The organism is Pseudoleptotrichia goodfellowii, assembly GCF_007990505.1.
Lineage (GTDB): Bacteria > Fusobacteriota > Fusobacteriia > Fusobacteriales > Leptotrichiaceae > Pseudoleptotrichia > Pseudoleptotrichia goodfellowii.
In genome coordinates this window covers 1,769,302-1,794,180 of record NZ_AP019822.1, presented here as the reverse complement: position 1 = coordinate 1,794,180, position 24,879 = coordinate 1,769,302, and the positions used below count along the sequence as shown (strand labels likewise).

The following is a 24,879-nucleotide window of genomic DNA, read 5'->3' as shown; positions in this document are numbered from 1 at the left end:
TTATTATTTTTTAAATCAGTATGAAATGTAAAGAATAAAAATTAAACATTTTAAGTATATAAAATATTTATATAGGGAATTTTACATTTTTTTATGTTATTTGTCAATCAGATTTATCGCTTGTTGTATGTTAAAATATAAAGGAAAAAAATCACGTTTTAACGTATAGACATTAATATATATTTTTCTAATGAGAAAATAATGATAAAAAATTATTACTGATATAAAAAATAAAAATTTTTAAAACCTTCAAAACCTGTAAACACTGAAATAAAAGAACTTTTTATAAAATGATTCGTCCAAAAAAAACCGAAAAATTGAAAAAATAGAAGAAATTAAAAAAAACCTTTGATTTTCTTGATAAAATGAGTTATAATAAACTTGTAAATAAAAACTAATAATAAATAAAATGAAACCAAGAAAGGAAGTGTTCTGAACATGGACGCATGGAGAGGATTTAAAGAAGGTAACTGGACTGACAAAATAGACGTTACCGACTTTATAAAACAAAATTATACTGAATATTTAGGAGATGAAAGTTTTCTTGTAGGACCTACAGATGCTACAGTACAATTGTGGGATTCTTTGAAAGAAAAATTCAAAGTTGAGAGAGAAAAAGGAATTTACGATGCGGAAACTAAAGTTCCTTCTCAAATTGATGCTTATGGAGCAGGGTACATTAACAAAGATCTTGAGAAAATAGTAGGACTGCAAACTGATGCACCTTTAAAAAGAGCTATTTTTCCAAACGGCGGATTGAGAATGGTAAAAAACAGTTTGGAAGCATTCGGTTATAAATTGGATCCCGAAACTGAAGAAATTTTTACAAAATATAGAAAAACACATAATGACGGAGTATTCTCAGCTTATACAGACAGCATTAAAAAAGCAAGACACACAGGAATTATAACAGGTCTTCCTGATGCTTACGGAAGAGGAAGAATTATCGGAGATTACAGAAGAGCGGCTCTTTATGGATTGGACAGACTGATCGCTGAAAGAGAACAAATATTCAAAACTCAGGATCCTGAAGAAATGACAGAAGATGTCATAAGACAAAGAGAAGAAATAACTGAACAGATTAAAGCATTAAAAGCATTGAAAAGAATGGCTGAAGCATACGGATACGACATTTCGAGACCGGCAGAAACTGCTCAGGAAGCAATACAATGGACTTACTTTGCATACCTTGCAGCAACTAAAGACCAAAATGGAGCTGCAATGAGTATCGGAAGAGTTTCCACATTCCTTGATATATATATTGAAAGAGATTTGAAAGAAGGAAAAATAACTGAAAAAGAAGCTCAGGAATTTATGGATCATTTCGTAATGAAATTAAGATTAATAAGATTCTTAAGAACTCCTGAATATGACGCATTATTCTCCGGAGATCCTGTATGGGTCACAGAATCAATCGGAGGTATGGGACTTGACGGAAGATCTCTTGTAACTAAAAACAGTTTCAGAATTTTACATACATTATATAACATGGGAACATCTCCTGAACCTAACTTGACAGTGTTGTGGAGTGAAAGTTTACCTGAAAACTGGAAGAAATTCTGTGCAAAAGTTTCTATAGATACTTCTTCGGTTCAATATGAAAACGATGATATTATGAGACCTCAATTCGGAGATAACTACGGAATAGCATGTTGTGTATCGCCTATGACGATAGGTCAGCAAATGCAGTTCTTCGGAGCAAGAGTAAATTTACCTAAAGCATTGCTTTATGCTATAAACGGAGGAAAAGACGAAAAATCCAAAATGCAGGTTACTCCTGAGGGAAAATTCCCTAAAATTGAAGGAGATTACCTTGAATATGATGAAGTTTGGGAAAAATTCGATAAGTTATTGGATTGGTTAGCTGAAACTTATGTTAAAGCATTAAATATTATCCACTATATGCACGATAAATATTCTTACGAAGCATTGGAAATGGCATTACATGACATTGATATAAAAAGAACTGAGGCTTTCGGAATAGCAGGATTATCAATAATAGCAGATTCATTGGCAGCTATAAAGTACGGAAAAGTAAAAATAGTAAGAGATGAAGACGGAGATGCCGTTGATTATATAAACGAAGGAGAATATGTTCCTTTCGGAAATAACGATGATAAAACTGACGAATTGGCAGTAAAAGTAGTTAAAGTATTCATGGATAAAATCAGAAGTCATAAAATGTACAGAAATGCAACACCTACTCAATCTGTATTGACTATAACTTCAAATGTTGTGTACGGTAAAAAAACAGGAAACACACCTGACGGAAGAAGAGCAGGAGCACCTTTCGGTCCTGGAGCAAACCCTATGCACGGAAGAGATACAAGAGGAGCTGTGGCATCACTTGCCTCTGTCGCAAAATTGCCGTTTGAAGATGCAAATGACGGAATTTCTTATACGTTCGCAATAACACCTGAAACATTAGGTAAAAATGAAGTAGAGAAAAAAGGTAATTTGGTAGGATTGTTAGACGGATACTTCAACCAAACAGGACATCACTTGAATGTAAACGTATTCGGAAGAGAATTGTTGGAAGATGCAATGGAACATCCTGAAAATTATCCTCAACTTACAATAAGAGTTTCGGGATATGCCGTAAACTTTGTAAAATTGACTAAAGAACAACAATTGGATGTTATAAACAGAACAATATCCGATAAATTCTAAGATTATTAAGATATAAAAAATGTTGTTATAAAGTTATGCCGCTTGACTGCTCGGAAAAGATTATGTTAAGCGGCATAATCTATAAATAAATTAAAGAAAAGGGTGTAATAATTATTATGATAGGATATATACATTCTTTTGAATCTTTCGGGACAAAAGACGGTCCGGGAATCAGATTTGTCTTATTTATGCAGGGGTGCCCCCTTCGATGCCTGTATTGTCATAATGTCGATACATGGAATGTAAAAGATAAAAAATTTATGATGACACCCGAAGAAGTGATGAAAGAGATCTTAAAAGTAAAAGGATTTATAAGAACAGGCGGAGTTACGGTTTCAGGAGGAGAGCCGCTGTTACAGCCTGAATTTATAACCGAATTATTCAAATTATGTAAAGAAAATGATATTCATACTGCGGTCGATACATCAGGATATATGTTTAATAACAAAGTCAAAGAAGTTTTGAAGTGGACCGATCTCGTTTTGCTTGACATAAAACATATAAATCCGAATAAATATAAAAAGCTGACTTCAGTGAGTCTTGATCATACATTGGAATTTGCTGAATATTTGTCTGAAATAAATAAAAACGCATGGATTAGATATGTTCTCGTGCCGGGATATTCAGATGATGAAGAAGATTTACATGAATGGGCAAAGTTTGTTTCTCAGTTTAAAAATATAACAAGAGTCGATATTCTTCCTTTTCATCAAATGGGCGGATACAAATGGAAAGAAGTAGGAAAAGAATATAAACTTGCTGATGTAAAACCCCCTTCAAGAGAAGAAGTTAAAAAAGTGGAAGGAATTTTTAAATCTTATGGGTTGAATGTGGGGATTTGATATTTATACTACTTTTTTAGGAAAAAAGTAACAAAAAATAACCAACTAAAATTTTATTATTATTGCAACATTCATATTTTACAACGTGAAAAATGTATTAGTGAGTGTTATGAAAACAACTTTTTTGTTTTCATAACGAACGTGCATTTTTGAGTATGTAAAATATGAGTTGCTTTTTTTTTCGCTTCCTTTTTATAAAAAAGGAAGAATAAAGAAAGTACTTTACTATCAGTTTGGAGTTTTTCTAATCCCTAAATCTTATCAAAATTTCTTTTTTATCTATTTCCAAATGGATAGTTTCTACACCGGCATTTTCAAAAATTTTTCTTGAAGCCTTTGTGGCATCAAGCGATTTATGTTTGTCGGAAAAGTAGATTACTTTTTTTATCCCCGATTGAACGATAGCTTTTGCACATTCATTACACGGAAAATGAGTAACATAAATAATCGCATTTTTAAGAGATTTTATGCTGTTAAGGATAGCATTTAATTCGGCATGAACTACATAAGGATATTTTGTATTCAGGAAGTCGCCTTCTTTATTCCAGGGCATATTGTCATCGGAACTGCCCATAGGAAAGCCGTTATACCCGATTCCGATTATTTTTTTGTCCTCATCGATAATACAGGCTCCGACTTGAGTAGACGGATCCTTGCTTCTCATTCCCGATAAAAATGCTATACCCATAAAATATTCGTCCCAAGATAAATAGTCATCTCTTTTATTCATTTTATCACCTCGATTTACTTGACTGTACTTTTTACTTTCATATCGGAAAATTGTATTTCAATATTGTCGGATTTGCTTAATTCTATTCCTCTTTTAACAACTTTACCGTTTTTTCTTGTAATAGTGTAACCCTGTTTTAATATATCATTTATGGAATACTTTGAAAGTTTTGCTGTTTTATACTCCAAATCTTTTTTCAGTTCTCTTAATATTTCGGAAATTTTATTATTAAGTTTTTTTTCAAAAGTATTCAGTTTATCTTTTTTATCATTTAAAATCATTTTTAAATCTGTCTTTTCAAATTTTTTCTTTCTGTAATCAAACTGTTCTCTTGCTCTTTCTACGATTCTTTTAAGCTCTCTTGTTATTCTCTGTTCTTTTTCTATTAATTGAAATTTTTTATCGTTTAAAATTCCAATATAATTTTTAATATAATAGTTGTTTTTTCTTTGTTCAAGTTCTTTTTTCATAAGAGTTACTTTATTGAGTAGAAGTTTATTTACATTATTTTTCCTTATTTCAAGATTTCTAATCAGTTCTTCTTTTACAGGAATCAATATTTCTGCAGCCTGAGTAGGAGTAGCTGCTCTTTTGTCGGCAACTAAATCTGACAAAAGATTATCGATTTCATGACCGACTGCTGAAATTATAGGAATTTCAGACCTGAAAACAGCTTCAATTACAGCTTCTTCATTAAATGACCATAAATCTTCTATACTTCCTCCTCCACGACCTACTATAAGAACATCTGTATCAAGTTGTTCTTCTTTTTTCATTTTATTAAAAAATTCTATTCCTGCAGAAACTTCGGCAGCAGAGCCTTCTCCCTGGACTTTCGCAGGGTAAAGATAAATGTTGACATTTTTGAATCTTTTATGAGCGGTATTTATAATATCTCTGATTGCAGCTCCAGTTTCGGCAGTTACTACTCCGATATTTACAGGCAATAGTGGGAGAGGTTTTTTGTTGGACTCATCAAAATATCCCTTTTCCAGATAAAGTTTTTTCAGCCTTTCCAACTTTTCATACAGTGAGCCCAATTTGTCGGTTTTTTCAAGGGCTTCTGCTATTATCTGAAAGGAGCCGCTTGCTTCATATATTGTAGCACTTCCTGTTATTTTTACCTGATCGCCTTCTTTCAAATCTGTAGGAATATTTTTATAAATGTATTTGAATATAGCACATTTTACACTTGCTTTGTCATCTTTTAGAGTGAAATACAAGTGTCCTGAACGGTAATAAGTAATATTTGACAACTCTCCCTGAATAAGGATATTCTTAAAAGTCGAAGTTCCTTCAAGAAACTGCTTTACTGCCCTGTTTACTTCACTTACTGAAAATACAGTCTGTTCCATCTTTCCCCCTTTTGTTCTATACTAATTTTTCTTTGTATTCGTCTTCTTTAAATCCTATCAACGCAAATGTTCTGTTTACAAGAATAGGTCTTTTCAAAAGCATTCCGTCTGATGCGAGTAATTCGAGTTTTTCTTTTTCTGTCATATCTTTCAGTTTATCTTTTAAATTCAACTCTTTATAAACTCTGCCGCTTGTATTAAAAAGCTTTTGAATAGGCAGACCGCTTTTTTTGAAAATATCTTCTATTTCTTTTGTTGTGAGTTTTGCATCTACAATATGTTTTTTCTCATAAGCAATTTCATTGTTATCCAACCATTTCAAAGCTTTTTTGCACGTACTGCATGACGGGTAATAATATATTCTCATTTCTTTTTCTCTCCTTTAAATTTTAAAAATTTGTTGTTTTTTATTAAGTTCTTTATTTTATCTCCGAAAAATAGTCCTATGGCAAAATATTTTCTCCTCTACAATTCCAGTATCAGCTTTTTCAGCTCATTCATTTTATCTCGAAGTTTTATAGCTTCTTCAAAATTGAGCTCTTCGGCAGCTTTTTTAATTTCTTTATTAAGCCGTTTGATTTCTTTTTCAATTTCAGCCTGATTTTTATAGTCTTTTTTGACTCTATCCACGCTGTCTTCTTTTATAATTTCGTAATCTACAATAGATTCGGCTATCTCTCTTTCAATAGTTTTCGGATTTATATTGTTGTCAATGTTATATTTTTCCTGAACTTCACGACGACGATTAACTTCGTCGATAGCTTCTTTCATAGAGCCTGTTACAGTGTCGGCATAGAGGATAACCTGTCCGTTTACGTTTCTGGCAGCACGACCCATCGTCTGTATCAATGAACGTCTTGAACGCAAATATCCTTCTTTGTCAGCTTCAAGTATTGCAACAAGGGAAACTTCAGGAATATCCAGTCCCTCTCTTAAAAGGTTTATTCCGACCAGCACATCAAATTCCCCTTTTCTAAGTCCTCTAATTATTTCGGTTCTTTCAAGAGTATCAATATCCGAGTGCATGTATTTCACTTTTATCCCGAATTCAAGATAATAGTCGGTAAGCTCCTCTGCCATTTTTTTTGTGAGGGTTGTAACTAATACTCTTTCTTTTTTTGCAGTTCTTATTTTTATTTCATCCATTAAATCGTCAATCTGATTTTTAGTCGGTCTTATTTCAATATCAGGTTCTACAATTCCTGTAGGTCTCACAAGCTGTTCAATTATTTCTTCTTTGGACTGTTCCAGTTCATAATCACTCGGAGTTGCTGAAATATATACTACTTGAGGAACTTTTGCAAAAAATTCTTCAAATTTTAAAGGCCTGTTGTCAAAAGCACTCGGCAATCGGAAGCCGTTATTTACAAGAGACTCTTTTCTTGCTCTGTCTCCTTTGTACATTCCGTTTATTTGGGGAACAGATATATGCGACTCGTCAAGAAAAACTACCATATCATCGGGAAAATAGTCAATAAGAGTATCGGGAGCCTCTCCCTCATTTTTTCCTGTCAAATATCTCGAATAATTTTCGACTCCTTTGCAATAGCCTATTTCTGCTATCATTTCCAAATCATATTCAGTTCTCTGCTTTATTCTCTGTGCTTCGAGAAGTTTATTCTGTATTTCAAAAAAGTTTATTCTGTCATGCAGTTCAGATTTAATACTTTCAAACATTTTCTCAGAATCTTCGGTTGATAAATAGTGAGTAGCGGGCATTATTGTCAATCTTTGTATCTCTCTTATTTTCTGTCCTGTAAGAGTGTTAATCTCCGCAATGCTCTCCAAATCATCTCCGAAAAACTCAAATCTGTATCCTGTGTCCTGATAACTTGGATGTAAGTCAAGTACATCGCCTTTCACTCTGAATTTTCCCCTCTCAAAAGCAATGTCATTTCGCTCGTATCTCAATGAAATAAGTCTTTTTATAAGTTCGTTCCTGTCAAATCCTGTAGACACATCAATAGGGATAGAACGTTTTTTATAGGCTTCGGGAGATCCCAATCCATAAATGGCTGAAACCGAAGCAACTATTATTACATCTCGTCGATTAAGAAGAGCAGCTGTTGCAGCGTGTCGAAATTTGTCGATTTCATCATTTACCGAAGAATCTTTTTCAATATAAGTATCTGTCTGCATTATATAGGCTTCCGGCTGGTAGTAATCATAATATGAAACAAAATATTCCACCGCATTTTCAGGGAAAAAATGTTTGTATTCATTATATAATTGTGCCGCAAGAGTTTTATTCGGAGCCATAATCAGTGCAGGACGGTTTATCCGTTCGATTACATTGGCAACGGTAAAAGTTTTTCCCGACCCTGTTACACCTAAAAGAATCTGGTCAGTAATACCATTTTCAATATTTTCCACTATTTTATCTATCGCTTGAGGCTGATCACCTGTGGGCTGAAATTTTGAATGTATTTTAAAATCCATTTTTCCTTCTTTCAATATCGGATATATTTGTTATAATTATAGCAAATATGGAGAAAAAACTCAATTTGACTTTTTTCTGAATTGTGATATAATAAATTTGTAAATCCCTTAAGGGAAATTATAAAATGAAATTAAATTTGGTGCTAAAAAGGCTGGAATTATGCAGCCTTTTTTGTTATAATTAGTCGTAGTTTCACCAAAACTACAATTTCATTTTATAGGAGGGATTATGAAATTATTGATTTGGATTGTTGTATTATTTTTCATAATACAGTATTTCCTACTCTAATTTTAATTTCCTCACCTTTAGGGGTATAATATAAAAAATAAATGCAAAACGAAATAAATCAAGATAGAAAATGGTAAAAACAGTATAAATTTCCGCTAAAAAGTGGTATAATAATATCATAACGGAAAAAAGGGGAAAATCAAAATGAAAGAAAATAAAACAGGATTAGTTCTTGAAGGCGGAGGATTGAGGGGAATATTTACTGCTGGAGTATTGGATTTTTTTCTTGAAAAAAATATTGAATTTGACGGATGCATAGGGGTGTCTGCAGGGGCGTGTCATGCGTGCAGCTATTTGTCCAAACAGTATAAAAGAGCATACAATGTTTCCGTAGATTATTTAGATGATAAGAGATACTGCAGTTTTTACAGCTTGATAAAAACAGGAGATTTATTTGGAGTAGACTTTGTTTACGGGGAAATACCCGATGTTTTAAATCCTATAGATAACGAAGCCTATTTAAAAGGAGAAACGAAATTTCAGGCGGTTATAACAAATTGTGAAACAGGAGAGCCCGAATATCCTTATGTAAAGGATATGAAAAAAGATGTAGACTATATAAGAGCATCAAGTTCTCTGCCTTTTCTTTCAAGAATGGTAAAAATTGATGGGGGACTTTATCTTGACGGAGGAATATCGGATTCTATCCCGATAAAAAAGTCTATAGAAAACGGGAATACCAAAAATGTAATTATAATGACAAGAGATAAAAATTACAGAAAAAAACAAAGTAAATTGGGAAAAATTTCGGCAATAAGGTATAAAAAATATCCTAAACTTGTTAAACTTATGAATACAAGATATTCAAGATATAATGAAATTCTGGAATACATATACGGGCAGGAAAAGGCGGGAAATTTATTTATTATTCAGCCTGAAAAACCCTTGAATTTAGGAAGAATAGAAAAAAACAGAGAAAAATTAACAGCAGTGTATAACGAAGGTTATAAAGAAGCTGAAAAAAGATACGAAGCAATGATGAAATATTTGTCCGAGTAGATTTTCGACAATGAAAAGGAATGAAAATGAAAGTTCAGAAAAAATGGTATAAACTGGATGCTTTTGCAAAAACATATTCATCAATAATAAGTGAAGGAAGGACAACTTGTTTTCGGTTGTCCGTTTTGCTATCTAAAGAAATAGACGTAGAACTGTTGAAAAAAGTTGCTCTAATCTTGCAGGAAAAATACCCTTTCTATAATTCGGAATTGAAAAAAGGTATTTTTTGGAATTATTTGCAGCATAAAAAAGAAAATTTTACTGTAGATTTGGAGACTACGTATCCATGTACGGATATAAAAAAGAAAAATCCCTTAAGAATAATTTATTATAAAAAGAAGATATCCATAGAAATTGCTCATTTTCTGACTGACGGAGTAGGAGCGACAGAGTTTTTAAAAGATTTAATTGAAAAGTATCTGGAAATAAAGTATTTTAATAAAAAAATAGAAGATGAGTATGAAAAAAATGAGAAATGCGATTTTGAAACGGCAGTTTTAAAAGAAAATACTGATTATACTGATTTATACAGCAAATATATGAAAAAAGTGAACAAAGAAAAAACAGTGAAATCGGCATTTCATCTGCCTATAAAAATACTTGAAAAAGGGCAGTATCATATAACGACAGGAGAGATTGCCGTAGAGGATATAAAAAATGAAAGTCGAAAATACAGGACGACAGTAGGAAGATATTTGCTTGCTGTTTATTTTAAAGTCCTTTTGGATAAATATCCGAATATAAAAAAACAGATTGTAATAGGAGTACCTGTGGATTTAAGAAAGATATTTTCTGAAAAAACTTACAGAAATTTTTTCATAAATATAACTCCGACTGTTGATCCCAGTTTGGGAAACTATACTCTTGAAGAAATTATAGAATATCTTGAAAATTATTTTAAAATGAAAGTAAATAAAAAAGAATTTTATAAAAGTATTTACAAGGCTATAAATCCTATGAGAAACGTACTTGTAAAGTCGATTCCTTATTTTATAAAAAGGATATTTTATCCTTTTGTATTCGATTACTACGGAGAAAAGGGCTACACGACAGGATTTTCCAATTTGGGAATTTTAAAATTGGATAAAAAATATTCGGAGTATATAAAAGGATTCAGATTTTTACCTCCTCCGAGTAAAAGATGCAAAATAAAAATCGGAATTATAAGCGATGAAAATAAAGTTTATCTGACTTTCGGAAATTTAAGTACAAACCATGAAATTGAAAGAGATTATTTTATTTATTTGAGAAAAAGAGGAATAAGAGTAAAAATATCGACTAATTATTAAGATACAAGGGTTATACGTTGCCCTTGAATAAACGTAAATACAGCTGTGAGGAATAAATTATGTATTGTGTGAAATGCGGAGCGGAACTGGATGAAGGAGTTGAAAAATGCCCTCTTTGTGAAACACCTGTTTTAAAAACGACAGATGAGGAAAATGTAATCTATGATCCTGAATATCCTATAATTAATATAAATTTATACGAACTGAAAATAAAAAAAATAAAAAAAGCGGTATTTTTATCGTTTTTCACAATATCAATAATATCCATACTGGAAGTTTTTTTTCAAAATATGATTGTATATGGAGAAATGAAATGGGGATACTACGCTATTCCTTCTATTCTGATTTTCGATTTGATGCTTTTTGTGCTGCTTAATTCACATACGCTAAGGCAAAATCTGTTTTTGATATTTACAGGGCTGACAGTTTACTTTTTGATACTTGATTACGGAAATAAAGAACTTACATGGAGTTTAAGAACAGGAATACCCATTGCAGAAGCATATTATTTTGTATCATTTATATTTTCCTTTGTTTGGGACAAGCATAAATCTGACAGGATAAAGATAATGAATTTTTTTCTGTTTTTTGTGGGAGTATTTCTACTTATACTTGAATTTATCATAAGCCGAAGACTTTCATGGTCTATTTGGGCATCGGTACCTCTCTTTGTTTTAAATGTTATGCTGCGATACGCATATAAGGCATACAAAGAAGAATTTAAAAAACGATTGCATTTGTAGGGTTTTAAATTTATTTGAAAAGATAAATAAAACAGCTTCTAAAAATATACTGGACAAATGATTAAGGATGTTATATAATACCATAAATGAAATTAATGATTGGAGAAGTAAAGTAAATGGATATACATCATTTAAAAATCTTTTATGAAGCGTCTAACGAAAAAAGTTTTACAAAAGCCGCTAAAAAATTATACATAAGTCAGTCGGCAGTATCGATACAGATAAAAAAACTTGAACATACTTTAGGATTACAGTTAATAGAAAGAAATTCCAAAAATTTTAAACTGACTTTTGCAGGAAAAGAGCTTTTCAGAATGTCAAAAGATATTTTTGAAAAAATTTCGAGAATGGAAAATGAAATGAGAAAAATCCTGCAATACAAAAAAGGAAAAATATCTATCGGAGCCACTCATAATATAGGAGAGCCCGTTTTGCCGGGAATAATGATAGAATTCAGAAAAAACAATCCCGAAATAGAGTTCGATTTATACATAAAAAATAAGGAATCTCTTGTAAAACATCTGAAGGAAGGAACTGTAGATATAGCTTTAATGGAAGAGTATTTTATAGAGGATAAGGAAATTAAAGTTATAGAAACTGAAGAATATCCTTTTGTAGTAGTATCCGGGACAGAAGTGAGAGATTACAGAGAGTTGATAGATATTCCTTTATTGAAAAGGGACACAATGCTGACAAATAAATATCTTGATTTGTTTGAAAAAATAATAGGATTTAATCTCGATAAAAGAATTTCCATAAACGGAAGTATTGAAACAATGAAAAATCTTATAAAAAACGGTTTGGGATTTGCTGTGTTGCCTTATTACAGTGTATATGAAGAGATAAAAAAAGGAACTCTTAAAGTAATTTACAGTTTTGAAAAATCCGAAGATAAATTTCAGATTGTATTTATCAGAGAAAATGAAGAAAAAGAAGGAATCACAAAATTTGTCGAATTTTTGGAAAGTTATAAGATAAATAGAGAATTATTCACAGACAGAAGAATGAGATAATATGGTAAAATGTATTATAAATTTATAACGAGGTGATAATTTTGTTAAAAGAACATATTAAAAATTCATATTTTACAGCTTATGAAACTGTAAAAAACTTTGTTGAAAATGATGAGAATATTGAAAAAACTGTAAAAATATCCGAAGAATTGGCACAGGCTTATAAAAACGGGAATAAATCTCTGATAGCGGGGAACGGAGGAAGTAACTGTGATGCGATGCATTTTGCCGAAGAGTTTACGGGAAGATTCAGAAAAGACAGAAAAGCACTGCCTTCTTTGAGTATAAGCGATTCTTCACATATTACGTGCGTAGGAAATGATTACGGATTTAACTTTATCTTTGCCAAAGGCGTAGAAGCTTTCGGGCAAAAAGGCGATTTCTTTTTCGGAATATCTACATCGGGAAATTCGCAGAATATTATAGAAGCGATGAAAGTTGCTAAAGAAAAAGGATTGAAAACTGTAGGATTGTTGGGAAAAGACGGTGGGAAAATGAAAGGAATGTGTGATTATGAGTTTATAATTCCCGGAGAAACGTCAGACAGAATACAGGAAGTTCATATGATGATTTTACACATAATAATCGAAGGAGTGGAAAGAATATTATTTCCTGAGAATTATTAATAACATTTATTTTTAATAAAAGGTAACTGAAAGAAAAACAGGCAGTTGAATTTATATATTCAAAATGTCTGTTTTTCTAATTATTATTAAAATAAATAGAACCTATCTTATCTTTATTTTTAGAGAATTTTGAAGTAGATTAATTTTTATATTTTGATAGTAAGATTAAAAAAATTACTTCCCGGGTTTTGGAAATGATTTCAATTTTGCTTGGAAAATAAGAGCTTAATAAAATTAGATATTGAAAAGTTTATTTCCAAAAAAATAGACTATAAGTTTAGTATTGAAAAATAGAAATAACATATTATAATTAATAATAAAGAGGTGTTTAAGATGATTTTGAATGAAAGAGAAGTAAAAATTTTAGAGAAATTTTACAAGAATAAAACAGTATTATTGTCTGAACTCTCTAAAGAATTTTCTGTATCTGAAAGAATGATTAGATACAATATTAATGAAATTAATACTTTATTAGAATTTATCAAAATAGCTCCGATTAAAAAAATAGGAAAAAGTAAATATATATTGGAAAACAATTCGACAAGATTGTTGGATGTAATAAAGGAATTAGAACCGATAAATAAAAGCAGAAGGCAAACATTAATTCAAATGTATTTAATGTTTTCTGAAGAAAAAGTAAACATTAAATATCTAATGGAAAAATTTCAATTGACCAGAGTGAGTATCAATAGTGACATAAAAGAAATAAATAAAACTTTAAATATTAGAGGACTGAAAATAGAAAATAATAAAGGCCTCTCGATCATTGGGAATACCGATAATATAAAAAAATATAAAATTTTTATTTTATCTGAACAACTTGAGTTATTATTTAAAGAGGATTATAGTGAGTATGTTAATCAAATAAAGGAAATTATATTTAAAATAATTAGTGAAAAAACGTTGAAAAAAATTAAGGTATTTGTTGATGAAGTTATCAGTGAAAATAAAATAAAACTGGATGATTTAAATTATAAATATTTTTATTCACAAGTTCTAAATATTTTTTATGAGGACAGTTATAAGAATAGAAATTGTCATGATTCTGATTATAAAGAATATGTTGAAAAAAAGCTGAAAGAGTTAAAATTACTCAAAGAACTGAATGTTAAAAAAGTAAATGAATTATCTAATTTAGTATCATGGATAAAATCATATGAGAGTTACGAAGATTTTTTTCAAGATTTATTAAGTATTGAAGTTTTAGTAAAAAATATAATAAAAACAGTAGAAAATAAAATATCAATACAAATAACAAAAGATAAATTATTGGAAGAATTTTTAATACAACATCTTAAAGCATTAATATACAGAACTCAAAAAGGGTATAAATTAAAAGATTCTATAATAGTAGAAGAAAGAGATGAAGATAAGCTATATATGACCATCAAAGATTCTTTGAAATTAATAAGTCAACAGTTGGGTAGTGAAATTGAAAATAATGAGATACACCTTTTGAAAATACATTTCTTAGCTTCAATTGAACGAATAAATAAGCTGAAAACAGTACCTCTGGAGATTGCTATTGTCACATCATTAGGTTCAGGAAGTAATAAAATTTTAATAGACAATATTAAAAGTAAATTTTTGGTAAATGTAGTTTATATAGGCCCTTTATATAATTTAGATTCAGTTCTTAAAAAGCATAAAAATATAAAGTATATACTTACAACTATAGATATTGAAGAAAATAAATATAAAAGTAAGATAATAAAAATAAATACAATTTTAAGTTTTGAAGATAAGCAAAAATTAGATTTATTAGGATTTAGAAGTAACAATAATAAAATAAATTTATCTAATCTGATAGAGGTTATTTCTGAAAATTGTAAAATCGGAAATAAAAATAATTTAATTGAAAACTTGATGAATAATTTTAATGATAGAATAATAAATGATATAAGTGAATTTACCGGAAATGAAGATATATTGTTATCGAAAAATATAATTTTTGATTATAAAGCTGAAAATATTGTGGATGCAATAAGAGAGTGTTGTAAAAACTTGGAAAAAGATTACACGGACTCAACATATACAGAAGAAGTATTAGATGTATTTATAAATAATCAGAGACAAATAATAAGATATAACGGAGTTATGTTACCTCATGCAGTTAATAAAGATAATGTTCATAAAAACGGAGTATCAATATTAAAACTTAAAAATCCGATATTAATGGAAAATACTAAAGAAAAAATTGATACAATTGTATGTTTTGCTATTAAAGATAAAAAGAATATAAGTAAAGAGGTGAGTAATGTAATAAACAAAGTACTTAAAAGACAATTCAAAAAATTGTTAAGAGAAAGAGATAAAATTTCAATTATTAATTATCTAATAAATTAAAGAAAGGATGAAAAGAAATGTTTCAAAAAGAAGATATATATTTAGATGTTGATGCAAAAAATTACATTGAATTATTTGAAAAAATGGCAAAAGTTTTTAAAGAGAAGAGATATGTAAAAGAAACTTATTTAAAATCTGTTTTAGAGCGGGAAAAAAAATATCCTACAGGATTTGAATTTGACGGATATAATATCGGACTTCCGCATACGGATGCAGAACATATATCAGTACAGAAGATTATATTAATTAGATTAAAGAATGAAATTGAATATAGAGAAGTCGTAACAAATAAAAAAATACCGATAAAAATTTTTATAATGTTACTAATAAAAAATGGGGAAGATCAAACAACGATATTGGGAAAATTGATTGAAATAATTGGAGAAAAAGAATTTTATCGGAAAGTATCTGAAGCAAAAAAAGTAGAAGATTTAAAAGAGTTATATGAATAAAAAATAAATAATTATACAAGGAGGAATTTTTATGTTTATTTTACAGTGGTTTATTAATTTAGGGGCAACAGTAATGATACCTTTATTGTTAATAATATTTGCAATTTTGTTGGGAACAAAACCGACAAGAGCTGTTAAAGCAGGTATAACAATCGGGATAGGTTTTATAGGATTGAATCTTGTCATAGGCTTATTAAGTGAGTCATTAGGAACTGCAGCCCAGGGAATGATAGCAAATTTTGGACTTAGATTAGATGTTATAGATGTAGGATGGCCTGCAACGTCAGCAATAGCTTACAGTACAGCTTTAGGAACAATGGCAATTCCGATAGGAATAGTCGTAAACATGGTATTATTGATATTCGGATTAACAAAGACATTGGATATAGATTTATGGAATTTTTGGCATGGTGCATTTATAGGCTCAATCATTTATGCAACAACAAATAGTTTTCTTTTAGGTATATTGACTATAATTTCATATTATTTGTTTATATTTTGGATAGCAGATTATATGGAACCCGTGATATCTGAATTTTACGGTTTTCCTAATATTACTTTTCCGCATGGAACAAGTGCACCCGGATATATTATAGCAAAACCGTTAAATTATATTTTTGATAGAATACCCGGATTTAAAAATTGGGATATAAGTCCTGAACAAATTCAAAAAAAATTCGGATTATTCGGAGATTCAACTGTAATGGGTCTAATAATAGGGTTAATAATGGGGATACTTGCAGGATATGATGTAAGTAAAATTTTAAATTTAGGTATGCAAACAGCAGCGGTTATGATGTTAATGCCTCGAATGGTTTCGTTACTAATGGAAGGATTGGAACCTATATCGGAAGCAGCAAGTGAATTTATAAAAAAACGTTTTCCGACAAGAGATATTTATCTTGGAATGGATTCTGCCTTATCAGTGGGTCATCCTGCAGTTTTATCATCGTCCTTAATACTCGTACCTATAACAATCTTACTGGCAGTTATATTACCGGGAAATAGAGTGTTACCTTTTGGAGATTTGGCAACAATACCATTTATAGTTTGTTTAATGGCAGCAGTTTTTAAAGGAAATATAATTAGAACTGTAATTGGCGGAACAATGTATATGGGATTGGGGTTGTATATTGCAACATGGATTTCGCCATTATTTACAAAAATGGCACAAAATGCTAATTTTGATTTTAAAGGAAATGTAAATATATCATCTTTGGCAGATGGATCATTATGGCCTACAGCTTTATTTGTATTTTTTGCAAAATATGCTGCATATATAGGAGTAATAGGATTCGGGATAATAATGACAGGGTTATTGATTTATCAATCTAAACTAAAAAAAGGAGAAAATTAATATGAAAAAAATATTGATTATGTGCGGAACAGGAGTTGCCACATCTACAGTTGTTGTAAATAAAGTAAAAAAATGGTTGGAAGCAAACAAATTAAGTGAATATGTAAAAATATATCAAGGAAAAATAGCTGAAGAAATAAATAGATTTAATAATTATGACATAATAATATCAACAACTTTAGTACCTGACGAATATAAAGATAAAATTATTAATGGAATGCCGCTTCTTACAGGTGTAGGAATTAATGAAATGTATGAAAAAATAAAAAAAGAGATAGAGGGATAATAATATGAGAAACAAGATGTATAAAATGTTTGAAATAGCTATGAAAGAAAATTTTGCTATTCCTTCAGTTAATTTTGTAGATAGAGAAATGATAAGGGCTTATGCAGAAGTTGTGAATGAAACTAAATTACCTATAATTTTTTCTATAGCAGAATCACATTTAATCTATATTGATTTAAAAGAAGCATTCTTGTTGGCAGAATATTATATAAAAAAATATAATTTAAATGCAGTAATTCATTTGGATCATGGACAAAGTACAGAAATTATAAATGAAGCTATGGAACTTGGTTTTGATTCGATTATGATAGACGGATCCGGCTTACCGTTTGAGGAAAATGTAAAAATAACAAAAAGAGTTGTAGAATTTGCACATAGTAAAAACATATTTGTTGAATCAGAAATAGGTCATGTCGGAAGTGGAGAATTAACGGGGATATCATGTTCAGCAGATGATGACACCGTTTATACAAGTAAAGAAGAAGCAATAAAATTTGCAAAATTAACCTCTACAGATTCGTTAGCTATTTCCATAGGAACAGTACACGGAAGTTACAAAGGAAAACCGAAAATAAATTTTGAAAGATTACAGGAAATAAGAAAAGAATTAAGCATTCCTCTTGTTTTACATGGAGGTTCTTCATCGGGAGATGAGAATCTTAATAAATGTGCTAAAAACGGGATTAATAAGATAAATATTTATACGGATTTTATAATTGCAGCTCAAAATGCAAATGATTCTAAAATGGGATATTTTGATAATAAAAATGCTATGAAAGAAGCTATAAAAAATAAGTTGAGACACTATTTCAAAGTATTTGATACAAAGGAGATGAAATAATGAAAAAACCGTTTTTTGTAGTAAATCCTAAATCATACTTATATGGAGAAAGATTGGAAAAATTAGCTTTAAAAGCAGATGAAATAGCTAAAAAATATGATATAAAAATATATTTTACCGCTCCGTTTGTTGAATTAAAAAACATAAGTCAAATAACTGAAAATATAATACTGACAGCACAACATATGGATGAAACTAAAATAGGAAGAGGAATGGGACATATTATAGGAGAAATGTTAATAAATTCAGGAGTTAAAGCTGTCGTATTAAATCATGCGGAACATAAGTTAAATAATGAAAAACTGGAATTAACAATAGAAAGAGCAAAAGAATTAAATCTTGACACCATAGTTTGTGCAGGAACTTATGAAGAAGTAAAATATATATCGTCATTAAAGCCGTTTTCAATATTATGTGAACCTACAGAACTAATCGGAACGGGAATTACCAGCGGAGATGATTATATTGAGAAAAGTAGTGAAATAATAAGGGAAATTGATTCAAATATATACGTAATGCAAGCTGCCGGTGTAACAACACCTGAAGATGTATATAATATAATTCTAAAAGGAGCTGATGCAACAGGTTGTACAAGCGGAATAGTTCTTGCAGACGATCCTGAAGATATGATGGAAAAAATGGTAACAGCATTGAAAAAAGCTTATCAGGAAAGGGAGTGTAAACAGTGAAGTATAAACATCATGATATAGTAGTGAAAACAGTATCAAATAGGGTTTCTTATCATTGTATAACGAAAGAAACAAAAGAAATTATAGAAAAATCTGAAATAAAAAACGGAATAGTAGTCTTAAGCAGTTCGCATACTACATGTTCATTATTTTTTGAAGAGTATATGCATGATAAAAATTATTATGGAGACGAGTATATTCAAGTAGATATAAATAATATTATGGATAAAATTGTACCTAAATGTAATACGGAAACACAATACTTTAGTCCGGGTCCTGAGCATATTGACTTCGGATTAGGATTAGTTGATCCTGCTTATCCTCAGGAAAAATGGACGATGTTAAATACGGATGCTCATATAAAGTCTTCTATTTTCGGTAATAATTCATTAACATTCATCATTAAAGACGGAGAAATCAGATTGGGTTCGCTGGGAAAAATATATTTTGCAGATTGGGATCAGCTTAGAGAAAGAACCAGAAAAGTTAATGTGCTGGTAATGGGGGATTAGAAAAATTATAAGTTTTATTATATTAAAAGTTATTGATATTTTCAGTACAAACTACTTTATGTAAAATAGTTAAAAAATATTCAGAATTATTTATAACTAAAATTTATTTCAGGGGATATTTCAAAGTTAATAATCAATATTGAAAATCCCCTTTTTGTTTGGATTCGTTTTGTAGGAAAATGTTAAAACAAATATCTTTTTGTAGATTTTAAAATCGATTTTGAAGTTTATTCCGCACTCAATACAGAAATAAAGTCATATACAGCCTTATCACTCTGATCACTTCTCAGAAATTCATCCCAATCATCAATCAATGAATTATGTGTTCGATTTACTTCATTTTTCTCATCGGAATAAACAAAATTTTTCATATAATAGAAATTATTCCAACGCTTATGTTCTAATGCAGTCATATAATTCATAAAAGGATTATTTTCTATAATATTGACCTGTTCGGTAGGGGAAAGATTGTCAATTTGATTTTTCCATGATTGCAGAAGTTCTTTTGCAGAGGAAAAACCTTCTATTTCAGCTATTTTTCCAAGAAGGACTTTTTTTATATTTTGGTGCATACACTGATTTCTGCTCGATTCTTTTTTTATATTTGAAAGAGAGTTCCACTGTTTATCAGGGGACAAATCCTCCGTAGGGAAATTCATAATATCTGCGGTAACTTTGTTATAATATGCGTTAAAATTTTTAGCTTTTATGTCCAAAGGCTCATTTGCAATAGTTTCCAAATTTAACAAATGTGATAATTCGCCGAAAACTGTAATATTAGGATATTTAAAAGCAATACTTTCTATTAAAGGTCCGTTTTCCCTAATGTTTTCAGAATACAGAGCGATATTTACATTTTTAAACAGTTCATCTCCGACTAAGTCCATAAATACAAGATTTTCAGAGCAGTTTTTCGTAGAAAAAATAACCGCCGAAAAAGGATTTTTTGAATGAATTTTCTTTATTTTGTTCTGCGTTGAAATATGACTGATATCCCCGTCAATAAAATCAATATCTGCTACTTTTTCCAATTCTCTTACGGTCGCTTTATATTCTTCCGCCAAATCGTTTATTTTCCGATCGACAACTGTAATTTTCATTTTTTCTTTTACGTTAATTGCAGTTTGATTTACTGCCGATTCAAATAAACTTTTTCCGCGATCTTTGAAGCCTATTAAAAGAAGATGAGGATTACCGATTAAGTCTGAAAAATCATCAAAAGAAAAATTATTTTTCAATGATTTCTTCGGTTCATTCCAATCATACTTTAATTCCTTTGTTTCATAAAGCTTGAAATTTTTTTCGTTAATTAAATTATATGAAATTAAATCGAATATATTAAAATATTTTATATTAAAAATCTTGATTTTGTCCATTTGATGTTGAATAATCTCTCTTATATATTTATTTACAATGCTTACGTACACTTTAACTTTATTGTTTTTATCTTTTTTATTTACATCTATAAGTTCCGAAATAAGTTTTAAATATCCGTAATTTTTAGGTTCTTCTTCAAAACAGATAACAGTATTTACCGAGGCAAAATCATATTCCGATGCAGTTCTTATATTTTCGTTACTCAGTCCTGACGAATAATCGAGAGTACAGGTTAAAATTCCCGATTTATTCAAAGATTTTATATTACTTTCCTGAATATCTTCGGGTAAGATACATAAAAGTCTTTCTTTATTTTTAGAATTAATAAAGTTTTTCATAAATGTAAGACTGTAATTATTGTATCCCATAACGATTATATGTTTTTTACGAAAATGAATAAATTTCAGTTTTATATCGTTATATAATTTTGCGAATATTGAAAATATAGCAAAAAACATAGTAACAGGTGCAAACCATATAGCAAGCTCGTATGCTAAAGGATTTTGTTTTGTAAAGCCCTCAAGAGGAGAAAAAAGAAACAGCTTTAAAACAGAAATAAAAATTACGGAAATTTCTTTTATTACACTGTCATATTTTCCGTGATAAACCTGAAAACTTCCTATTAGGCTTAAAGAAAGCCCTAACAAATAAATAATCCATAAGTTTTTGTTAAAGTGATGTTTCAAAGTTTTAAAAAATTTTTTCATCTGTTATTTTCTCCTTCCGATTGAGTTCAATTCAGATTCTGTCATTTTTCTGCCTTTCAGCATTTCATCCGCTTTTTTTGAAAGTTCCTCGAGAGAGTACATATCCGTTATAATTATTCTGTTTTCATCATTGTTATACGCAATTTTTCTGTTATCTTTATTTATAACAGGAAGAGAAACAAAATATTTATTCGTGTCGGTATATAGAGTTCTTATTGTTTCTCCGGTATTTAAGTCGGTTATTACTGTATTATTTTTCGGAATCCCTGAAATATAGTATTTTCCGTCAAAAGAAATATTTACAGTATTGAATTTTGTAGTTCCTGTAGCAGTTTTAATTTTATTGTCGGCATATTTAATGATTTTGTTATTTGAAGTTGAATAAAACAATTTGTTTTCAACCTGCCCGTAAATAATTTTAATTTTTTTGTTTTCACTGTTAACTGCCAAAATTTCTCCGTCCAACTTTTGTACAATCTTTTTCGTTTCAAGAGAGAAAATAGTTGACTTTCCTGTCGTATAATTCAGAGCAACAAAATTATCATCGTTACTCAATACAAATGAAGCTGCTATTCCGTTTTCTTTATCTTCAAGAGAAAAGAGAAACTTTCCTGTTTTGGCATCATGTACAAATAAACAGCTGTCAGGTCCTAATGTAAATAAGAACTTTCCGTCATTACTGAAACTTATTTTTGAAAGTACAGGAATATTTCCCGGTTTAACAGCATGAGGTTTTGTAGTGTATACTTTTTTATTCTGTTTTACATCAAAAACATCTGCTGAAGTACTATTTCCCGGAGAAAGTGCAACCAGTGAAACGTCATTTGTCGTTGCGAACATTTGGAGTATATGAAGATATTTAGGATGTAAATGAGCTAAAGGAACTTCTTTATTATCCGCAAAACTGTATTTTGAAAGCTGATCTCCCGATAAAATCAATATGGAATTTTTATCCCGTGAAGATGAAACAATTTTTCCGTTTAATGACTGTATTTCTCCTAAATATGCTTTTGTATTCATAACTCTTATTGTGGAATCCGCCGCAGAAGTAATGATTTTTTTACTGTCAGGAGTAAATTTTATTATATTGACAGTGTTTTTGTGGGTACTTTTTTCATTAAGTATAAATTGTGAAACAGAATTTTGAGGCATATTTTTCAAGTTTGTAAAAGCACCTACAGTTCTGTTTGCCAAAATGACTGCAAGAGTATTGTCATCAGGACTCAATTTTATATTTTTTATACTTTCATTATTTTCAATATTAAGATACATCATTCTTTGTGGTGTATTTATTTCTTCATTAGGCTTTAAGTTCGATAAATCAAATCTTGTAACAAAATTACCGAAAGAATGTGTGTATAATACTTTTGCTTCTTTATCCACTTCAATATCGAAAGTTGAAACTTTTAAATTATTTGCTGTGTTAATTTGTCCTGTTTGAAGATTTTTCATAACAATTTTTACTGAATTATTTTCCATATCCGAATAAAAAAGTATGCCGTTATCGGAAATTTCAAGCTCTCTTCTGAAACTGCTTTCAGGAGGTATTGCAGGAGCATGAATTGCCGCAACCTGCCCTGTATTTATATTATATTCAGTAATTGAGTTATCTTTTTTCAGTATAAAGAAATTATTTGTTACAGGATTTTCCTTAAATCCTGTTATTCTGTTTTCAAAGTCAAATGAGAAAGAATGCAATTTTTTATGATTTTGTATATCAAAAACATCAAAAATCAAAAAACCTCTTAAAACATACATATATTTATTGTTTTTGGAAATAATAATCGCATTTACAGGAAGTTGAGATGCTTCAAATGCTTCTTTAATCTCATAATTATCAGTGTTTACTTCAAAAAGTTTGTTACTTGCAGTCCCTGCATATATTTTCTTATTGTCGGGAGAAAGTGCAAGTGAAGTAACAGGGGCATCAAATGTCAATGTTTTTATAATACCGCCGTTTTCCAAATCCCAAATATTTGCACTATTGAAAGAGCCCGGACTTACGAGCCTTTTGCTGTCGGAACTTATACTGAAAGCAGCTGTTTCACTTTCGGTAGGCAAGATAAATTCATTTGAAAAAGGCAGAGTAATCAATGAATTATTTAAAATGTTAGTGTATTGAGCAATCAGTTTATCGTATTGATCCATTTTGGAAGTGGAATTTTTCATGGCTTCTTTGGCAATAAGCATTGCGAGAGCTCGGTTACCTTGGCTGTTCGCATCGTTCGCCATATTCAGTGTCATGAGTACCGACTGTTCGTTGGCTTTTCTTTCGGACACAACAGATTTTAAATAAAGGGTTGTTACACTTACAATAAACAGGAACATAACAAGAACAGCACTTATTGAAGCATAAATAATCCTTTTCATACGTCTTTCCTGATGTCTTAATTTCAAATCTCCGTAGTTCACATTCAGCATACTCGCCATTATTCTGTAGATTTCAGATTTTTTCAAAATGTTTAGAGATTTTTTTGTAAGTTCGTTTAATTCAGGAGCTTTCTCATTTTGTAAAGTTTCATATCCTTTAAAAGAAGAAGATTTTATTTCTTCGGGTCTAAGGTCTGCTGCAAGAAGTTCTATGTCTTTTTCCTCTTCTTCATTGTTTGAATTTATAAATGTCATTTTTAAGTTTTTCAATTCATCAATAAAGGATTCGTCAGGGTTTCCTTCGATAAGCACGGGAATAATATTGTCAGAGCCGTGCATTTCTTTGAATAACTGCACCTCTTTTCGACACCATGGACTGAGCGGAGTTCTTCTGGAACAGATTACGATCAGGTTTTCCGATTCCTTCAATCCTTCCTGTATCATTGTACTTAAGTCTTTTGTGGAAAGTTCTTCACGATCCCGAAATACTCTGAACTCTCTTGTTTCATTTGACGAATTTTCAGAGAGATGTTTCGGTACTTTAAACTTTTCAATCATAGAATGAAGATTCTTTGCTATTGTAAAATCAGGTTCGGTATGTCTGTAACTTATAAAAGCATCGTATTTATATTTTCTTTCGGAATTTTCATTTTTCTTATTTTGTAAATCTTCTTTATTTTCAGGCATAGTTTCCTCCTTCAGTTTTCATTCAGATTTTGAATTCCATATTAATTATAACACATATTATAAGAAAGTAAACAAAATTTAAAATGATTCAAATATATTCCTAAATTAAAAACGGAATTTTTGGACACCTTTCACAAAAATTTTCAAGAGTATTTTTTTATATACAAAAAAAATTAGAATTTCTGTTTTTTATAAAAATTTGAACATCTTAAAATGTAATCTATAGTAATATTTTTTACTCAAATGCAAACCGATTGCAT

At 30.0% G+C, this 24,879-nt stretch carries 20 protein-coding genes; 14 read left to right on the top strand and 6 right to left on the bottom strand.

The annotated features are described in order from the left end of the window. Positions 1-438 precede the first annotated feature (438 nt). Positions 439-2,670: a formate C-acetyltransferase gene (gene pflB / locus FVE72_RS08770; protein WP_026738048.1), complete on the top strand. Its 2,232-nt coding sequence runs from the start codon at positions 439-441 to the stop codon at positions 2,668-2,670. A 116-nt stretch (positions 2,671-2,786) separates the two neighbouring features. Beyond that, positions 2,787-3,512, top strand: coding sequence for a pyruvate formate-lyase-activating protein (gene pflA, locus FVE72_RS08765; protein WP_026738047.1), 726 nt, complete (start codon positions 2,787-2,789; stop codon positions 3,510-3,512). A 244-nt stretch (positions 3,513-3,756) separates the two neighbouring features. On the opposite strand, the gene FVE72_RS08760 is transcribed toward pflA, so the two are convergent. The 4 genes from FVE72_RS08760 to uvrB form a co-directional block, all read right to left on the bottom strand. Next, positions 3,757-4,242, bottom strand: a complete 486-nt coding sequence (locus FVE72_RS08760) for a deoxycytidylate deaminase (protein ID WP_026738046.1) — start codon at positions 4,240-4,242, stop codon at positions 3,757-3,759. Positions 4,243-4,256: 14 nt separating this feature from the next. Next, positions 4,257-5,597 (bottom strand): exodeoxyribonuclease VII large subunit, encoded by a 1,341-nt coding sequence (xseA, locus tag FVE72_RS08755; RefSeq protein ID WP_026738045.1) that lies wholly within the window; start codon positions 5,595-5,597, stop codon positions 4,257-4,259. Positions 5,598-5,613: 16 nt separating this feature from the next. Beyond that, positions 5,614-5,964, bottom strand: a complete 351-nt coding sequence (locus FVE72_RS08750) for an arsenate reductase family protein (RefSeq protein WP_006807386.1) — start codon at positions 5,962-5,964, stop codon at positions 5,614-5,616. 98 nt (positions 5,965-6,062) lie between these two features. After that, positions 6,063-8,036 carry an excinuclease ABC subunit UvrB gene (uvrB, locus tag FVE72_RS08745; protein ID WP_026738044.1) on the bottom strand — a complete coding sequence of 658 codons (1,974 nt, stop codon included), beginning with the start codon at positions 8,034-8,036 and terminating at the stop codon, positions 6,063-6,065. A gap of 433 nt (positions 8,037-8,469) precedes the next feature. On the opposite strand from uvrB, the gene FVE72_RS08740 reads away from it, so the two are divergent. The 12 genes from FVE72_RS08740 to FVE72_RS08685 all read left to right on the top strand — a co-directional run bounded on the left by FVE72_RS08740 (position 8,470) and on the right by FVE72_RS08685 (position 19,478). Then, entirely contained in the window at positions 8,470-9,324 is an 855-nt protein-coding gene (locus FVE72_RS08740; protein ID WP_026738043.1) for a patatin-like phospholipase family protein, read from the top strand. 20 nt (positions 9,325-9,344) lie between these two features. After that, entirely contained in the window at positions 9,345-10,613 is a 1,269-nt protein-coding gene (locus tag FVE72_RS08735; RefSeq protein WP_232049440.1) for an alcohol acetyltransferase, read from the top strand. Between the two features lie 59 nt (positions 10,614-10,672). Further along, positions 10,673-11,356, top strand: a complete 684-nt coding sequence (locus tag FVE72_RS08730) for a DUF6320 domain-containing protein (RefSeq protein ID WP_026738041.1) — start codon at positions 10,673-10,675, stop codon at positions 11,354-11,356. 116 nt (positions 11,357-11,472) lie between these two features. After that, positions 11,473-12,369, top strand: coding sequence for a LysR family transcriptional regulator (locus FVE72_RS08725; protein ID WP_026738040.1), 897 nt, complete (start codon positions 11,473-11,475; stop codon positions 12,367-12,369). 41 nt (positions 12,370-12,410) lie between these two features. Beyond that, positions 12,411-12,995, top strand: a complete 585-nt coding sequence (gene gmhA / locus FVE72_RS08720) for a D-sedoheptulose 7-phosphate isomerase (protein WP_026738039.1) — start codon at positions 12,411-12,413, stop codon at positions 12,993-12,995. 333 nt (positions 12,996-13,328) lie between these two features. After that, the gene (locus tag FVE72_RS08715; RefSeq protein ID WP_026738038.1) at positions 13,329-15,341 is read left to right on the top strand and encodes a BglG family transcription antiterminator; all 2,013 of its coding nucleotides are present in this window, start codon (positions 13,329-13,331) and stop codon (positions 15,339-15,341) included. 17 nt (positions 15,342-15,358) lie between these two features. Then, positions 15,359-15,793, top strand: coding sequence for a PTS sugar transporter subunit IIA (locus FVE72_RS08710; protein WP_006807381.1), 435 nt, complete (start codon positions 15,359-15,361; stop codon positions 15,791-15,793). A gap of 31 nt (positions 15,794-15,824) precedes the next feature. Beyond that, positions 15,825-17,150, top strand: a complete 1,326-nt coding sequence (locus FVE72_RS08705) for a PTS galactitol transporter subunit IIC (protein ID WP_026738037.1) — start codon at positions 15,825-15,827, stop codon at positions 17,148-17,150. A 1-nt stretch (position 17,151) separates the two neighbouring features. Further along, the gene (locus tag FVE72_RS08700) at positions 17,152-17,436 is read left to right on the top strand and encodes a PTS sugar transporter subunit IIB (protein ID WP_006807359.1); all 285 of its coding nucleotides are present in this window, start codon (positions 17,152-17,154) and stop codon (positions 17,434-17,436) included. A gap of 4 nt (positions 17,437-17,440) precedes the next feature. After that, positions 17,441-18,277 carry a class II fructose-bisphosphate aldolase gene (locus FVE72_RS08695; RefSeq protein ID WP_026738036.1) on the top strand — a complete coding sequence of 279 codons (837 nt, stop codon included), beginning with the start codon at positions 17,441-17,443 and terminating at the stop codon, positions 18,275-18,277. Beyond that, positions 18,277-18,966 (top strand): triose-phosphate isomerase, encoded by a 690-nt coding sequence (locus FVE72_RS08690; RefSeq protein WP_006807405.1) that lies wholly within the window; start codon positions 18,277-18,279, stop codon positions 18,964-18,966. Before FVE72_RS08695 ends, FVE72_RS08690 begins: the two co-directional genes overlap by 1 nt. Continuing rightward, on the top strand, positions 18,963-19,478 hold the full coding sequence (locus tag FVE72_RS08685; RefSeq protein WP_006807377.1) for a YjbQ family protein: 516 nt from the start codon (positions 18,963-18,965) through the stop codon (positions 19,476-19,478). The genes FVE72_RS08690 and FVE72_RS08685 overlap by 4 nt, the downstream gene beginning before the upstream one ends. 227 nt (positions 19,479-19,705) lie before the next feature. On the opposite strand, the gene FVE72_RS08680 is transcribed toward FVE72_RS08685, so the two are convergent. Then, positions 19,706-21,562 carry a hypothetical protein gene (locus tag FVE72_RS08680; RefSeq protein WP_026738035.1) on the bottom strand — a complete coding sequence of 619 codons (1,857 nt, stop codon included), beginning with the start codon at positions 21,560-21,562 and terminating at the stop codon, positions 19,706-19,708. 3 nt (positions 21,563-21,565) lie between these two features. After that, positions 21,566-24,619 (bottom strand): TIR domain-containing protein, encoded by a 3,054-nt coding sequence (locus tag FVE72_RS08675; protein ID WP_026738034.1) that lies wholly within the window; start codon positions 24,617-24,619, stop codon positions 21,566-21,568. Positions 24,620-24,879: the final 260 nt, after the last annotated feature.